Genomic DNA, 15872 nt, shown 5'->3' on the forward strand with positions numbered 1-15872 from the left:
TGTCACAACGTCTTACGCAGCACGAGCAAAGACCGTGCCGGCAGCACGATTTCGTCGCAGTCGTTGACCACCAGTTCTGCGGCGCCGGTGGGACTGGTGGTGTCCAGTTCCACCGTCCACTGTCGGGCGTAGTCGTGGTTGGGCATCACAAAATTCACCTCATGCTCGTGGGCGTTGAAGCACAACAGAAATGAGTCGTCGACTACCCGCTCACCGCGTCGGCCGCGTTCGTTCAGCGCCTCGCCATTGAGGAACACCGTAATGCTCTTGCCGAAATAGTTGTCCCAGTCTTGTGCCGTCATCTCTTTGCCGGCCGGGGTCAGCCACGCGATGTCGTGCACTTCCGCGCCGCTGCGGATGGGCTGGCCTTTCAAGAAGCGACGGCGACGAAATACCGGGTGTTTCTTGCGCAAAGCCGTCACCCGGCGGGTGAACGCCAGCTGGTCGGCGTTCTTCTCGACCAAGGACCAGTCCATCCAGGACACCGGGGAGTCCTGGCAGTAGACGTTGTTGTTGCCCAGCTGGGTGCGACCGATCTCGTCGCCATGCGAGATCATCGGAGTGCCCTGGCTGACCATCAAGGTGCCCATGATGTTGCGCATCTGTTTGCAACGCAGCTCAACGATCTGCGGGTCGTCGGTCGGGCCTTCGACGCCGCAGTTCCAGGACCGGTTGTGGCTTTCGCCGTCCTTGTTGTCCTCACCGTTGGCCTCATTGTGTTTGTTGTTGTAAGACACCAAGTCTTTCAAGGTGAATCCGTCGTGCGCCGTAACGAAATTGATGCTGGCGCTGGGGCGCCGGCCCGTAGCCTCGTACAGGTCCGACGACCCGGTCAGCCGGGAACCGAACTCGCCCAAGGTTGCGGGCTCGCCTCGCCAGTAGTCGCGAACGGTGTCGCGGTATTTCCCGTTCCATTCGGTCCACAAACCTGGAAAATTGCCGACTTGATAGCCGCCCTCACCGACATCCCACGGTTCGGCGATCAACTTGACCTGACTGACCACCGGGTCCTGCTGCACCAGGTCGAAGAACGCCGATAACCGGTCGACGTCGTAGAACTCGCGGGCCAGGGTCGCCGCCAGGTCGAAGCGGAAGCCGTCGACGTGCATTTCGAGCACCCAGTACCGCAGTGAATCCATAATCAGCTGCAGCGTGTGCGGGTGGCGGACGTTGAGGCTGTTACCGGTGCCGGTGAAGTCTTTGTAGTGGCGCAAATCACCGTCGACGAGCCGGTAGTAGGCGGCGTTGTCGATGCCGCGGAAGTTGATGGTCGGCCCCAAGTGGTTGCCCTCGGCGGTGTGGTTGTAGACCACGTCGAGGATGACTTCGATGCCGGCGTCGTGGAAGGCGCGGACCATGGCCTTGAATTCGGGCACCGCGCCGCCGGCATGGCGGTTGGCGGCGTACTGGTAGTGCGGCGCCAGGAAGCCGAAAGTGTTGTACCCCCAGTAATTACGCAGTCCGAGGTCCAGGAGCCGCTCGTCGTGCATGAACTGGTGTATTGGCATGAGTTCGATCGCCGTGACGTTGAGCGACTTCAGGTGGTCGATGATCACCGGGTGGGCGAGACCGGCGTAGGTGCCGCGTAACTCCTGAGGGATGGCCGGATGGGTTTGCGTCATGCCTTTGACGTGCGCCTCGTAGATCACCGTTTCGTGATAGGGCGTGCCGGGCGCGCGGTCGGAGCCCCAGTCGAAGAACGGGTTGATCACCACGGTCGTCATGGTGTGGCCGAGCGAATCGACCATGGGGGGAGTCCCGGTTTCCGACGGGTCCTTGGCCGCGACCTCTCGGTCATAGGAGAACAGCGCTTGCCCGAACTTGAACTCCCCGACGAACGACTTGCCGTAGGGATCCAGGAGCAGCTTGCTCGGATCACACCGATGACCTGAATTGGGATCCCACGGCCCATGCACGCGAAAGCCGTAGCGCTGGCCGGGAGTGATGCCGGGCAGATAGCAATGCCAGATGTGGCCGTCGACTTCGTCGAGATCGATGCGGGTTTCCTCGCCGTTGCGGGCGATCAAGCACAACTCGACCGCCTCCGCCACCTCAGAGAACAGCGAGAAGTTGGTCCCTGTGCCGTCGTAAGTGGCCCCGAGCGGAAACGGTGTGCCGGGCCAAACCGTCGCCAGTGACGGGGCTGTGTCGGCGTTGTCGAAAGATCCCTCGGTCGACGACATCATTCGACCTTAACGGGGTTGGCGCCGCGCCGAGTGCTACCACCAACCGGTGTTGGCCGCGATCTGCCGGCCCAGCTCGGGGGCCAAGGTCCGCATGTAGGTCGGCGTGAGATGGTGCGGATCGCGGTAGACCAGCACATTTCCCTCCACCGGCCGGCACACGTCGGACCGGCAAATCGCATCCGACATGTCCAGTGGTTTGAGCAACGGGAACTGCCCGACGAAATCCAGCGTGGTGTTGTAATCCGAGAGCAGGTCGGACCTCTTGAGTGCGCAGGAGTCAGCGGTGCCGTTCTTGGCCAGACAGTCCGCGGCATTGAACGGTTGCCCGTCCTTGACCAGCCACGGGGTGTCTCGGATGGCCAGGATCGGAATGTTGTTGTCCGACAACGTCTGCCAGATACCGGTGTAAGTGGCCGGCATGACGTCGCCCGGCTTGATGTTCCAGGGACGCGTCGAGGTGGTGAACACGTAGTCGGGACGGTCGTTGACCAACTTGGCCATCGTCGTCTCCACCCATTCCCGGCACTGGGGGTAGGGCGCGTTGTTGCCCATGATCAGCGGAACTTGCTCGGTGGACAGCGGGCAACCCATCTTCAGATATGTCACGACTTTGAAGTGGTGCAACCGGCCCAGCAGATCCAATGCGGTCAGCCAGTGTTCGGCGTGCGACCCACCGGCCAGGGCAATGGTCCGGGGGGCGTCGGTGTCGCCGTAGGTGCAGTTGACCACGGCAGGGTTGAAGAAGTCGCTGATGCAGCCGTCTCGGGTGGATGCGGGCAGGTCGTTCTTGACTTCCAGCACGGTGGGCCGCATGCGCAGCTTCGGAACCCGCACGTGCTCGGTCAAGGCGCGGGCGCCGGGGTAGTCCAGGGCACTGAGCCCGCTGAGTTCTTTGCCGGAGGCCCGTTCGACGATCAGGTGCTCGCGCCAGGTGAACGACGTCGCGGTCAGCGTGACGCCCAGCAACGCGATCACCGAGCCCAGCGCAATCGTCGGGCGGCGCAGCCGTAGCTGCCACGGGACGGCGGCGGACGCGGTCGTGCCGGCCGGTTTTCGGTATCGCAGCGGCTCCTCGACGAACCGGTTGGTCAGGTACGCCAACACCCCGGAGATCAGCAGCACTGCCGCGCCCTCGATGAAGTTCGCGCGGCGGTGGCCGGTGTAGGAGAGCCAGAAGATGAGCAGCGGCCAGTGCCAGAGGTACAGCGAATACGCCATCGCGCCCAGCGTGACCAACGGCGCGGCGGCCAGCGCGCGGTTGGGTAGCGACATCCGGTCGCTGGTGTCCGGACGGCTTTGCCGGTTGGCGCCGGCAAGAATCATGAGCATGGTGGCGCCGACGGGAACCAGCGCCCACGGTCCGGGAAACTCCTTGACTCCGTCGATCAGGGCGCCGCAGGACAAGATGGCCGCTAGCGCGACCGTCGCGACGACGGTACGCAACCACCTGGGCCAGCGAATGTAGGGGACGAGCGCACCGACGAGAGCCCCCAACAGCAGCTCCCAGGCCCGGGCGAAGCTGTTGTAGTAAGCGGTCGCTTGGTCGGCTTGGTGGGCGGAGACGGCGTAGACGAACGACGCGACCGTCAGCGCGCTCAGCACCAGCACGAAGACGGTGCGCAGGTGGCGGTGCAGCGGTCCGCGGAACAGGTAGACACAGCCGGTGATCAGGAGCAGGAAGGCGATGTAGAACTGGCCCTGCACGGACATCGACCAGATGTGCTGCAAGGGGCTGACGGCTTCGGACGCGCGCAGGTAGTTCGACGCCGTGTTGGCCAGTTCCCAGTTCTGGTAGTAGCCGAGGCTGGCCAAGCTTTGGTCGGCGAACGTTTCCCAGCGGGTTTCGGGCTGCACGCCGATGGTGAGCAGGGCGCAGCCGGCCAGCACGATGACCAGCGCCGGAAGCAGGCGCCGGACCAGCCGGACCGCTTCGGTGACCGGCGCCAAAGACGGAGTGGGTTGCAGCGCGCAGCGAATGATCTTGCCGCCGAAGAAGAATCCGGACAGCGCCAGGAAAACGTCCACCCCGCCCGAGACTCGGCCGAACCACACGTGGAAGACGGCGACCAGGGCAATCGCTATGCCGCGCAAACCGTCGAGATCATGCCGGTAGAAACCCGCATCCCGCCTACCCATGCCGGCCGTAGCGATAGCCGATGAGGGAGGCGGGGACAGCGTCTGCATGATCTCCGTTAATTTACCGAAAGGCGCCACTGGCTTCCTGGCGCTCACCTTCTCGGCGTGGCTGTTCAGCGGGCTGGGAATCACCAGCTCCGCGGCGGGGAAGCAGGTGGCGGCGCCGGGAGCGCTTACCCGGTCGGGCCGACGGGCGCGGGCAACAACGGTGCCTGCTGAGCGGGCACCACTGGTCCCTGTTGCCCAGGCGGCTGGATCAGCGGCATCTGCTGCAGCGGCGCCTGCTGCAGAGGCGCCGCGGGCTGCGCGGGCTGCAGCGGTGCCTGCGGGGCGGCGGCCTGCAACGGGGCCTGCTGCATCGGAGCTTGCTGACCCGGGACCTGCTGCAGCGGGGCTTGCTGCAGCGGCGCTTGCTGGCCGGGCGCCTGGGGCAGTGGCGCCTGCTGTGCGGGCGCCTGCTGCGCGGGCGCCTGCTGCGCGGGAGCCTGCTGCGCGGGCGCCTGCTGTGCGGGTGCCTGGGGTGCCGGTGCCTGCTGGTTGGTGGCGCCGAGGATGCGGACCAGGTACGGCGCCATGTTGCTGGAGCGGACCGGCGAAACCTGCACGACGTCACCGACCTCGAGCATCTGACCGTTGCCCAGGTACATCGCGACGCTTTGGGTGCCTTCGGGGCCGTAGAAGATCAGGTCGCCCTTGCGGGCTTGCTGCGGCAGCACCTTCTGGCCGACCCGGTACATCTGACCGGAGGATCGCGGCAACTTCAGGCCGGCACCGGCGTAGGCGTACTGCATCAGGCCGGAGGCGTCGAATCCGACGGTGTTGATACCGGTCCCGGTGCCTCGGCTGGGACCGTTGACACCGCCGCCGGCCCAAGAGAACGGCACGCCGCGCTGCGACAGGCCGCGGGCGATCACCGCATCGGTGACCTGCTGGTAATCCATCGGCCGGGTAGCCGGATCGGCGGCGGCCACACCGGGGACGATCACCATAGGAGCCGCGATCGGGGCGGCCAGCATGGCCAGGCCGATCGCGAAGGACGAGATCCGTTTCATGGGGTTCCAACCTCCTGGGCCCTGGGACCCTTAGTGCCGTCGCGCGGTGACTGCGCGCGTTGGCCGCCACGTCGGGGCTAACGCCGCTGCATGACATTGGGGCATGTGAAGCAGTCGGGTAGCCCGCGCTATTTCACACCAGTCACTACAGACACTCTGACAACACAAAAGAGCGATAGCCAGCGATGCAAACATTTTTTGTCGGAACGTGATCGGACGGTGACTGCGGCGTCGACTGTGCGTCGACTGTGCGTCTGCGGTGGGGCTACTCGGCGTGTCGACGACGTGGCAGCACACTCAACGCCATCACCGCACGCTCGGTCTAGAGCGTGCAATGCCCGCGCGTGCCGTTGCTCAGTGCCAGTAACGCTCGCTGAAGCCGGTCAACGCGTAACCGAGCACTGAGGCCAGAGTCAGGACGCCGATGGCGATGATGGGCCAGAAGGACATGTACCAGCCCTTCAACATCGAGACGAACGGTCCGAGCACCGCGGCGGCGACCGCGGCGCCGATGCCGCCCCACATCACCGGAAAGATGTAGTAGTTAACGCCGTAGGGCACCGGCGGGCAGTCTTCGTTCAGGCACACGCGGTCGGTGAAGGCGAACAACTGCTCCGTCCAGCCGGTGCTGGTGACCAGGTAAAGAAGCACACCCAACAGCGCGAGGGTGCAGAACACGTCCCACGGGGCGATCCGCAGCTTGAGGACCTTCGGTGGCAGGTCGACCGGGCCTTCGTCCACCGGATAGTCGGCGGTAGGGCCGGGGTGGGCGTTGTCGGGCTGGTTCGGCGAAGCCATGCCATGCATGCTTCCCGATGGGCGGGGTTTGTGCGACTTTCCAGCGACAGGGCCGTCGTGCGGCTGCATTAGTCTCGATCTCCATGGCTGCGGCGAGTCCGGGGTTGACCCCCGAGCAGATCAGCGCGATCGACGCCGCCCATCTGTGGCACCCGTACAGCACGATCGGTGCCGAGGCGGTGCGGCCCGTGGTCGCGGTCGCCGCCCGCGGGGCTTGGCTGACGCTGATCCGCGACGGCCGGCCGGTTCAAGCGCTCGACGCGATGAGTTCCTGGTGGACCGCCATACATGGTCACGGACACCCCGACCTGGACGCGGCGCTGGCGGCGCAACTGAGCGCGATGAACCACGTCATGTTCGGCGGTCTGACCCACGAGCCGGCGGCCCGGCTGGCCAAGCTGCTGGTGGACATCACCCCGGCGGGTCTGGACACCGTCTTTTTCAGCGACTCCGGCTCGGTGTCGGTCGAGGTCGCGGTGAAGATGGCACTGCAGTACTGGCGCAGCCGCCAGCTGCCCGCCAAGCGGCGGCTCATGACCTGGCGCGGCGGGTATCACGGCGACACCTTCACGCCGATGAGCATCTGTGACCCTGGGGGCGGGATGCACTCCCTGTGGACCGACGTGCTGTCGCCTCAGGTGTTCGCCCCGCATGTGCCGCGCGACTACGACCCCGACTACACCGCGGCGTTCGAGCAGCAACTGGCGCGGCACGCCGATGAACTCGCGGCGGTGGTCGTCGAGCCCGTCGTCCAAGGCGCCGGGGGCATGCGCTTCCACGACCCGCGCTATCTGCTGGACCTGCGCGACATCTGCCGACGTCACCAGGTGCTGCTGATCTTCGACGAGATCGCCACCGGCTTCGGGCGCACCGGTGAGTTGTTCGCCGCCGACCACGCCGGCGTCAGCCCGGACATCATGTGCGTCGGCAAAGCCCTTACCGGGGGCTACCTCAGCCTGGCGGCCACCCTGTGCAGCACCGAGATCGCGCACACCATCAGCACGGGTGAGGCAGGCGCCCTGATGCACGGCCCGACATTCATGGCCAACCCGCTGGCGTGCGCGGTCTCGGTGGCCAGCACCGAGTTGCTGCTCAGCCAGGACTGGCAAGCCCGTGTTGCAGAGATATCGGCGGGACTGGCAGCCGGTCTCGAGCCTGCCCGCGCGCTGCCGACGGTGACCGACGTGCGGGTGTGCGGAGCGATCGGTGTCATCGAATGCGACCGCCCGGTGGACCTGGCGATCGCCACCCCCGCCGCGCTGGACCGCGGCGTATGGCTGCGCCCCTTCCGGAACTTGATCTACGCGATGCCGCCCTACATCTGCCCACCCGAGCAAATCGCCCAGATCACCTCGGCGATGGTCGAGGTGGCGCGACTCGTAGGCTGAACCCCGATGAAGGCAGAGATCGAGACGTCACCGCTGGCCTGGCTGGAGACGGTCGAGCGGCAGCGCCGCAACGCCGGACTGCGCCGCTCGCTGCGGCCGCGTCCCGCCGTGGCGACCGAGCTGGATCTGGCGTCCAACGACTATCTCGGCTTGTCCCAGCATCCCGACGTCATCGACGGCGGGGTACAGGCGTTGCGGGTTTGGGGTGCGGGTTCCACCGGGTCACGCCTGGTCACCGGCAACACCGAACTGCACCAGGAGTTCGAGTCAGAGCTGGCCGACTTCGTCGGCGCATCCTCGGCGCTGCTGTTCTCCTCCGGCTACACGGCGAATCTGGGTGCGGTGGTGAGTCTGTCCGGACCCGGTTCCTTATTGGTGTCCGACGCCTACTCGCATGCTTCGCTGGTCGATGCCTGCCGGCTCTCACGGGCCCGGGTGGTGGTGACGCCGAGCCGCGACGTCGACGCGGTAGCGGCGGCACTGGCAAGTAGGGACGAGGAACGTGCCGTCGTGGTCACCGACTCGGTGTTCAGCGCTGACGGTGCGCTGGCTCCGCTGCGGGACCTGTACGCGGTGTGCCGCCGCCATGGCGCCCTGCTCATCGTCGACGAAGCCCACGGCCTCGGCGTGCGCGGCGGTGGCCGCGGTCTGTTGTACGAGGTGGGTCTGGCGGGAGCGCCGGATGTGGTGATGACGACGACGCTGTCCAAGGCGCTGGGCAGCCAGGGCGGTGTGGTGCTCGGGCCCGCCGCGGTACGGGCTCACCTGATCGACGCCGCGCGTCCGTTCATCTTCGACACCGGCCTGGCGCCCGCGGCGGTGGGCGCTGCGCTTGCCGCGTTGCGGGTCTTGCAGGCCGAACCGTGGCGACCGGATGCGGTGCTGCGCTTCGCCGCTGAGCTGGCTCGGGCGTGTGATGTACCCGAGGTGCCGACGTCGGCGGTGGTGTCGGTGATCCTGGGCGATCCGGAGGTGGCGCTCTCCGCGGCGACGGCCTGCCTCGATGCCGGGGTCAAGGTGGGCTGCTTCCGGCCTCCGACCGTGCCGGCCGGGACATCCCGGCTGCGGCTGACCGCGCGGGCATCGCTGAGCCCCGACGATGTCGAGTTGGCCCGCCGGGTGCTCACCGACGTGCTGTCTGTGACGCGCCGTTGACGGTTCTGGTCGTGACCGGGACCGGTACGGGGGTCGGCAAGACCATCGCTACGGCGTCACTGGCGGCTCATGCCCAGCAGGCCGGTATCGACGTCGCGGTGTGCAAACCGGCGCAGACCGGCACCCAAGACGGCGATGACGACCTTGCCGAGGTGGGCCGGCTCTCCGGGGTCACTGAGCTGGCCGGGCTGGCGCGCTTTCCGTTGCCGATGGCGCCCGCCGCGGCGGCCGAACAGGCGGGAATGTCGTTGCCCACCCGCGACCAGCTAGTGCAACTGATCACTGACCTGGACCGCCCCGGCCGGTTGACGCTGGTCGAAGGCGCCGGTGGGCTGCTGGTGGAACTGGCCGAGGAGGGGGCCACACTCCGCGACATCGCCGTCGAACTGGGCGCGGCGGCGCTGGTCGTCGTGGGCGCGGGACTGGGGACCCTCAACCACACCGCACTGACGCTGGAATCCCTTGCCGCACGCGGGGTTTCGTGCGCTGGATTGGTGATCGGCAGCTGGCCGCGCCAGCCCGGGCTGGTCGAAGAGTCCAACCGCTCGGCCCTGAGCAGGCTGGCTCCGGTGCGGGCGACACTGCCGGCCGGGGCCGCCACGATGACCGACTTCGCCGCTATGAGCGCGGCAGCGTTCGACACCGACTGGGTCCGGACGCTGGTGCGCTGATGGTGCACTCGATCGAGCTGCTCTTCGACCCGGCAACCGAATCCGCGCTTCGGCAGTTGTGGGACGAGTTGGGCGCCGCCGACATCCCCAGCCGGATACCGCCGGGTCGTCCCCACGTGACGGTGGCCGTCGCCCAACGCATCAACGCGGACGTCGACGAACTGCTGCGCGCGGTGGCCCACACGTTGCCGTTGCGCTGCATGATCGGCGCGCCGGTGCTGTTCGGCAGGGCCAACGTGGTGTTCACCCGGCTGATCGTGCCGTCGCGGGAGCTACTGGACCTGCACGCTGAGGTGCATCGATTATGCGGTCCGCATCTCGTGCCCGAACCGATGGCCAACAGCCTGCCAGGACAGTGGACCGCTCACGTCACCCTGGCCCGCAGGGTGGACGCCGCTTATCTGGGACAAGCGGTGACCGTTGCGGGGAAGCCGGCACAGCTTGACGGCCACTTCGCCGGTCTGCGGCGTTGGGACGGCGACAAGCGCGCCGAGTACCACATCAGCTGAAGCGGGCTAACCTCCGAACAGCAGATACAAGCCCATGAACGTGTAGCCGACCATCACCAGCATCATGGTGAGCTGGCCGGTGAGCTGGTGTGCCGCCGGCAGCAACCGCAGCGCCTTGTCGTGCGCCGCGATGACCGCCACGATGTGCCCGGTGACCACGCAGGTGACCTTGATCGTCGACAGCACCGCGGGGTGCATCGACAACACATACGCCACGTGCGCGTGCGCCAGCCCGAACGGGTTCCACCCTCGACCGAACGGATCGGCCAGCGCGATGATCGCCTGCTGTCCGCGTTCCACCAGGTAGGTCAGGTAATGGGCGAAGATGTAGCCCACCACGATCGGGATCAGCGAATGCGCCATCTGACCGGGCAGGGCGCGGCGCTGCTCGGCGTCGACTCCGCCGGTGGCCCGTGCGGCCAACGAAAAGGTCACGGCCACAACGGAAATGAAGATGAGCAAGCCAACGGTCCGCAGCGCCGAGGAGGTCAGCGTCTCCGGAACGCCGTGTGCGGCGCGGGCCACACCGTCGGCGAAGTTGCGCCAGGCCGGTGCCGCCGAAAAGCTGTCGAACGCGGTAGACCCGAGCAGCACGGCCAGCATCATCACCACGCCGGGGCGTACCGGCAGCGACGGCAGGTGGTCGAACGGGTTGCCGACGACGATCTTGCCGGTGTCGGGATTCCGCCGGAACGGACAAAGCCGCGATACTGCCATGCTGTACGCGCCGAACGGGTCGGCGCGCGACAACCAGCGCGGACCACACAACCACGCCCCGCCCAACGTCACCACGGCATAGACCAGCAACCACGTCTTGACTGCAGGCAACGAGGCGGAATCGGGACTGGCCAACTCCATCCAGACGAACGCGAACAGACCTACCGCGGCGGGCCGGTATCCCCAACGCTCGGGGTAAGCACGGCGTGGCCGGCTGATCCGATCCGGCAAGCTGCGCAGCAGCAGGTAGAGCGTGCGGATCGGCGAGATGACGCGCCATATCGGCCCGAAGAGCAACGAGAGCGCGACCAACCCGACCCAGAGCAACACGTAAAACGCGCCCAACAGCCCGTTCGCTTGGGTCTGCGGACCGAACACCCCGGCTAGGACCACCCACACCGCAAACAGGAACGCCACGCCCGCCACCGCCCAGCGGGTGGCCCGGGCATCCACCACCCTGGTCACCGCGTCGGGCAAGGGGCGCCCCGGCTTGGCGGGATCAAATCGGGGCCGCTTCCACGCCAGGGCGACCAACGCGAAGGTGAACGTCAGCGCCCAGGCCGCCCCGATCAACGCGAACGTGTACGGCACCGGGAGATCGTTGGACCCGCCGAGCCCATGCGCCAGCACCGACGCGGAAGCACCGCCGGTCACGGCTGGACTTGAATGGTGGCGATCGTGCGCTTGAGGTGGTGCAGTTCCACGTCGACGTTGCCGGGGACGTCGACGCTGAACTGGAATGTCTGGTTGGGTGCGGCGGCGATCTGGAATTTGTGGTCCGGCACCGAATGCACGTGCACCTCGTCGGCGACATCGCTGGTGACATGCAGCGTGATCTGCTCTTTCACCTTGGCCTGCAGCGTGGCATTGGTCGGGTTGACCTGGCTGTTGGCGATGGTGACGTCGATCGTGAGGCCCTGGCTGGCGGGCTTGGTGGGTGAGTTGCCGCCGCAGGCGACAAGCGCACACATCAGCAAGCCCGCCCACGCCGCAACGAGGGTGCGTCCTACGGTCATCGAGTTACGCCGCTTCCGGTAGCGGATGCTTCTGTTCGTCCACCTGCTTGGGCTTGGTCGTTTCGCCGTTGATCCGGCCAGCGCCCCAGGTGAGCCCCGCGATGACCATCAGCGTGAAGATGGCCACCAGAATCGAGCCGACGGTGAACAGCCACTCCGGGGCACTCGGGTCGCGTTCGCGCTGCAGGATGGTGTTCTCCAGGACGAACGGCCGGGTCATCTCAGCCTGGGCCGGAACTTCGGCGGCCGGAATGGCCTCATCGGCCGGCTCATAGATGGGCACGGCGGTCATCGTGTAGCCGTCCTGTACCCGCAGCAGCGTCTTCCAGGAACCCCAGACGGGAATGGGTTCTGTGGTGCGGTAGTGCCCGGGGCCGACCTTCTGCAGCCGGTCGATGACCAGGCCGCGGTTGTTCTCCATCTTGCCCTGCCAGGACGTGATCGACACCCAGTCAGGCTGGTCCTTGATTAGATCAGGCGGGTTGATCTGGACGTCGGCGGACACCATCCGCTTCCCGGGCTCGCTGGGCAGTTCCGTCAACTTGATGGTTGCGGTGTTCTTGCTCGGGATCACGATGTGCAGACCGTTCGCGATCGCGCCCCCGATCACCACGACCGTCGCCGCGACAATCGAGATGCCGATCGCACGGCGCGGCAGGGGCTGGCCGGTGAGCACCATTCCGGTCAGCGCTCCGCACAGCCCCATCAGCACTGCCACCGGCACTGCCATCGCCAGGCCCTCACCCCACATGCTGGTCGGCCAGGGGTAGTGGTAGACCGCCCCGATCCACAGCGATTCCAGCCAGAGGCCGATGGTCGCGACCAGCAGGCCCGTAACGGCGCCGTAGACCATCGGGCGTTTGAACAACGGAGTCAGCGCCAGTAGCTCGACGATCAGCGCGGGCCCGAGATACAGGGGGAACCAGTTGAGGGGCGCTCCCAGGACGGGCCCGACGGTGAACGCGACCGCACCGCGCAGGGCGATGGCGAACAGGGCCGCGATGATCGCCGCGCCCTTGCCGAGCGTCATGCGAGCGACTACCAGTCCGAGCGACGCGACGCCGGCGATCATCATGGGGTGGAAGGCCAGGCGGAATTGCTGAACGCCGAAGTCGTATTCGATTTGGTAAACCGACAGGCCGATCAACAGCCCGCCGCAGGACAGGTAACGCAGGAACCGGACGAACGGCTTCTCCGGAGGAGCATCCGGAAGCGCGCGCCCGCCTTCGTACTCCAGCATCAGCACCGAGAACAGCGACAGGCCCGCCCCGCCGATCATCATGAGGTGGGTGGGACCCCACAGGGTGACGTCCTGACCGAAGATGCGGTGCCAGATGTCGTCGAGCGGGAAGCCAAAAAGCGCGTATATACCGCACCCGGCCATCAGCACACCGCCGACGGGCGCATGCCAATTGTCGGTGATCCGCACCGACGCGGGGCCGGGCTTGTCGAACGGCAGCACGATCGCGATCATGCCGCCCAGGAAGATCCCGAACAGGCCGATGATGATGAAGTAATGCGCGGGGTTTGCCAGCGGGCCGGGATCACGGCCCTCTCCGATATGCCAGCTGACGTCCCAGATGAAGCCGAACAGCGCGCAGATGATGGATGTGGTGTACACCAGCACCGGCAGCGCAACCCAGGACGGGCGCCTGAATTTGACGCCCAGCCAGTCAGCGAATCTCTCCAGCCACGTGATGCGACGATTGCGGTGCGCCCAGCCAATGGCCAGCATGATCAGCGTGATGACCAGCGCAGCAACTGACAAACCGATGACCTGATTCAGCGCGGCCCCGCGGGCCGCCGGCGCCTCCGCAACCACTGCCAGTTCCACCGCAATCGCCTCCCATGTCTTGCCCGACTGACGTAGACGAACCTCGAATGCCCAATTGCAGCGCTGGTCAATCCTGCTTTTGGTTCGAGCTTCGCCGGTTTCGCATAGCGATATACAACACCACGCCGACGACGATTATCGCCGGTAGAAACGCCGGTATCGCCAACCAGATCCCGTGGTCGGCGAGGTACTGGTCGGCCAGGTACTCGAGGTGCTGCGTGGTCATAGCGACTACTTACTCTGCCGGACGACTCCGTACCCGTGCAGACGGGGTGGCCGATCACCGCCCGAGCGGCATAGGTCGACGTAGGGACCGTTACCCTAGGCCTGACCGCCGATAGCTTCGGGTCGCCACGATCCGCATGCGGCCTTCGGAACGTAGCTGTGTCCGCACTGGGGCACGACGGAAATTGCAGGGGAGTACTAGTGACTCAAGCGCCGATTCGACCGACCACCGACGCCGGCCAGGATGGCGTGTTCGACCCAGACATCCTCGCGGTAGCGCGCCGGCAAGTCCTCGAACGCGGCGAAGGGTTGAGCAAGGAACAGGTGCTGCAGGTGTTGCAGCTCGACGACGACCGCCTCGAGGAACTGCTCGGACTGGCGCACGAGGTTCGGATGCGTTGGTGCGGGCCCGAGGTGGAGGTCGAAGGCATCATCAGCCTCAAGACCGGCGGCTGCCCCGAGGACTGCCACTTCTGCTCTCAGTCCGGCCTGTTCGCGTCGCCCGTGCGCAGCGCCTGGCTCGACATTCCCAGCCTGGTCGAAGCGGCCAAACAAACCGCCAAGTCCGGTGCGACCGAGTTCTGCATCGTGGCCGCGGTGCGCGGACCCGACGAGCGACTGCTGGCCCAAGTGGCCGCCGGCATCGAAGCCATCCGCAACGAGGTCGAGATCAACATCGCCTGCTCGCTGGGGATGCTGACCGCCGAACAGGTGGACCGGCTGGCCGAGATGGGCGTGCACCGCTACAACCACAACCTCGAGACCGCGCGCTCGTTTTTCACCAACGTCGTCACCACGCACACCTGGGAAGAGCGCTGGCAGACGTTGACGATGGTGCGCGATGCCGGCATGGAGGTGTGTTGCGGCGGCATCCTCGGGATGGGCGAGACGCTGGAGCAGCGCGCCGAATTCGCCGCCGACCTGGCCGAGCTGGGACCCGACGAGGTGCCGCTGAACTTCCTGAATCCGCGACCCGGAACCCCGTTCGGGGACCTCGAGGTGCTGCCGGCCGCCGAGGCGCTGAAGTCGGTGGCGGCCTTCCGGCTGGCGCTGCCGCGGACCATGTTGCGCTTCGCCGGCGGTCGTGAGATCACGCTGGGTGACCTGGGCGCCAAGCGTGGCATCCTGGGCGGCATCAACGCAGTCATCGTCGGCAACTACCTGACCACCCTGGGTCGGCCCGCCGAAGCCGATCTGGAACTGCTCGACGACCTGCAGATGCCGATCAAGGCGCTGAACGCCAGCTTGTAGAGAGCGCGATCGTGGGATCGGAAAAGGGCCCGCTAGGCGCTCCGGTGGCTGCCGGCGTTTACAACGTGTACACCGGGGAGCGGGCTGGCACGGCGTTGCCGACGGCAGCGCAGCTGGGGTTGGAGCCGCCGCGCTTCTGTGCCGAATGCGGCCGCCGCATGGTGGTGCAGGTGCGCCCTGACGGGTGGTGGGCGCGCTGCTCCCGGCACGGCCAAGTCGATTCGACCGATCTGGAGGCACAGCGGTGACCGAACAACCTGTGGCGCCGCCGCCGCCCGCGGTGGAGCCAGTGCAGCCGTCGCCGGGACCTGGCACGTCGCGCAGGCGCGCGCTCACCGCCGTGGTGCTCGGTTTGTCGGTGACCGGTGTGGTGGTCGGGCTGGTGTGGGCGTGGATGGCTCCGCCGATTCATGCGGTCGTGGCCGTCACCCGGCAGGGGGAGCGGGTGCACGACTACCTGGGCAGCGAATCGCAGAACTTCTTCGTCGCACCCTTCTTGCTGCTCGGCCTACTGGGCGTGGTCGCGGTGGTGGCCGCGGTCCTGGTCTGGCAGTGGCGTGAACACCGCGGGCCCGAGATGGTCGTCGGCCTGGCGGTGGGTTTGGTGGCCGCCGCCGCGGTGGCGGCTGGTGTGGGTGTGTTGCTGGTTCGGCTGCGCTATGGCGTACTCGATTTCGACACCGTTGCGCTGGCCTCCGGTGAGCACTCGGTGACGTACGTGGTGCAGGCCCCGCCGGTGTTCTTCGCCCGCAAGCCGCTGCAGGTGGCCGCGACGCTGCTGTCGCCGGTCGCCACGGCGTCACTGGTGTACGCGGTTATGGCGGCCGGTACCGCGCGCGACGACCTGGGCGGCTATCCGCCGGTCCCCGCTGTGCAACGGGAAAACATCGTCACCCCCGGCCCCGGCCCGGCAGAAGCCGCGGTGTCCTAGGCG

The 15872-nt window shown here is 66.7% G+C and carries 14 protein-coding genes and 1 pseudogene; 7 read left to right on the top strand and 8 right to left on the bottom strand.

All coding sequences use genetic code 11. The features are described from left to right. Window positions 1-2 precede the first annotated feature (2 nt). From glgX to I2456_RS11790, 4 genes and pseudogenes are all read right to left on the bottom strand, one after another. Window positions 3-2183: a glycogen debranching protein GlgX gene (gene glgX / locus I2456_RS11775; protein WP_085075693.1), complete on the bottom strand. Its 2181-nt coding sequence runs from the start codon at window positions 2181-2183 to the stop codon at window positions 3-5. A 36-nt stretch (window positions 2184-2219) separates the two neighbouring features. Beyond that, on the bottom strand, window positions 2220-4370 hold the full coding sequence (locus tag I2456_RS11780) for an acyltransferase family protein (protein WP_085075692.1): 2151 nt from the start codon (window positions 4368-4370) through the stop codon (window positions 2220-2222). 326 nt (window positions 4371-4696) lie between these two features. Further along, a pseudogene (ripD, locus tag I2456_RS11785) lies at window positions 4697-5374 on the bottom strand (NlpC/P60 family peptidoglycan-binding protein RipD); the annotation flags it as partial. Between the two features lie 354 nt (window positions 5375-5728). Continuing rightward, the gene (locus I2456_RS11790; protein WP_068032456.1) at window positions 5729-6172 is read right to left on the bottom strand and encodes a hypothetical protein; all 444 of its coding nucleotides are present in this window, start codon (window positions 6170-6172) and stop codon (window positions 5729-5731) included. An 83-nt stretch (window positions 6173-6255) separates the two neighbouring features. Between I2456_RS11790 and I2456_RS11795 the strand changes: the two genes are divergently transcribed. The 4 genes from I2456_RS11795 to I2456_RS11810 are packed head-to-tail and all read left to right on the top strand — an operon-like array spanning window position 6256 to window position 9895. Beyond that, window positions 6256-7560: an adenosylmethionine--8-amino-7-oxononanoate transaminase gene (locus I2456_RS11795; RefSeq protein ID WP_085075690.1), complete on the top strand. Its 1305-nt coding sequence runs from the start codon at window positions 6256-6258 to the stop codon at window positions 7558-7560. A 6-nt stretch (window positions 7561-7566) separates the two neighbouring features. Further along, entirely contained in the window at window positions 7567-8715 is a 1149-nt protein-coding gene (locus tag I2456_RS11800) for an 8-amino-7-oxononanoate synthase (RefSeq protein WP_085075689.1), read from the top strand. Continuing rightward, window positions 8712-9386, top strand: coding sequence for a dethiobiotin synthase (gene bioD, locus I2456_RS11805; protein WP_085075688.1), 675 nt, complete (start codon window positions 8712-8714; stop codon window positions 9384-9386). Before I2456_RS11800 ends, bioD begins: the two co-directional genes overlap by 4 nt. Beyond that, entirely contained in the window at window positions 9386-9895 is a 510-nt protein-coding gene (locus I2456_RS11810; RefSeq protein WP_085075687.1) for a 2'-5' RNA ligase family protein, read from the top strand. Before bioD ends, I2456_RS11810 begins: the two co-directional genes overlap by 1 nt. A 6-nt stretch (window positions 9896-9901) precedes the next feature. Here I2456_RS11810 and I2456_RS11815 read toward each other — a convergent pair whose 3' ends face one another. From I2456_RS11815 to I2456_RS11830, 4 genes are all read right to left on the bottom strand, one after another. Then, window positions 9902-11266, bottom strand: a complete 1365-nt coding sequence (locus I2456_RS11815) for a hypothetical protein (RefSeq protein WP_085075686.1) — start codon at window positions 11264-11266, stop codon at window positions 9902-9904. Further along, window positions 11263-11628 carry a hypothetical protein gene (locus tag I2456_RS11820; protein WP_085075685.1) on the bottom strand — a complete coding sequence of 122 codons (366 nt, stop codon included), beginning with the start codon at window positions 11626-11628 and terminating at the stop codon, window positions 11263-11265. Before I2456_RS11820 ends, I2456_RS11815 begins: the two co-directional genes overlap by 4 nt. Window positions 11629-11632: 4 nt before the next feature. Further along, window positions 11633-13414: a hypothetical protein gene (locus tag I2456_RS11825; RefSeq protein ID WP_068162718.1), complete on the bottom strand. Its 1782-nt coding sequence runs from the start codon at window positions 13412-13414 to the stop codon at window positions 11633-11635. A gap of 115 nt (window positions 13415-13529) precedes the next feature. Beyond that, window positions 13530-13688 carry a hypothetical protein gene (locus tag I2456_RS11830; RefSeq protein WP_165605713.1) on the bottom strand — a complete coding sequence of 53 codons (159 nt, stop codon included), beginning with the start codon at window positions 13686-13688 and terminating at the stop codon, window positions 13530-13532. A gap of 200 nt (window positions 13689-13888) precedes the next feature. On the opposite strand from I2456_RS11830, the gene bioB reads away from it, so the two are divergent. Genes bioB through I2456_RS11845 form a run of 3 tightly spaced genes read left to right on the top strand, consistent with a single transcriptional unit; the run spans window position 13889 to window position 15869 of the window. After that, the gene (bioB, locus tag I2456_RS11835) at window positions 13889-14938 is read left to right on the top strand and encodes a biotin synthase BioB (protein ID WP_068032209.1); all 1050 of its coding nucleotides are present in this window, start codon (window positions 13889-13891) and stop codon (window positions 14936-14938) included. A gap of 8 nt (window positions 14939-14946) precedes the next feature. After that, window positions 14947-15186 carry a biotin synthase auxiliary protein BsaP gene (gene bsaP, locus I2456_RS11840; RefSeq protein ID WP_082952279.1) on the top strand — a complete coding sequence of 80 codons (240 nt, stop codon included), beginning with the start codon at window positions 14947-14949 and terminating at the stop codon, window positions 15184-15186. Beyond that, on the top strand, window positions 15183-15869 hold the full coding sequence (locus I2456_RS11845) for a DUF2567 domain-containing protein (RefSeq protein WP_371869922.1): 687 nt from the start codon (window positions 15183-15185) through the stop codon (window positions 15867-15869). The genes bsaP and I2456_RS11845 overlap by 4 nt, the downstream gene beginning before the upstream one ends. Window positions 15870-15872: the final 3 nt, after the last annotated feature.

Origin of the sequence: Mycobacterium kubicae (assembly GCF_015689175.1) — a bacterium.
Classification (GTDB): Bacteria; Actinomycetota; Actinomycetes; order Mycobacteriales; family Mycobacteriaceae; genus Mycobacterium; species Mycobacterium kubicae.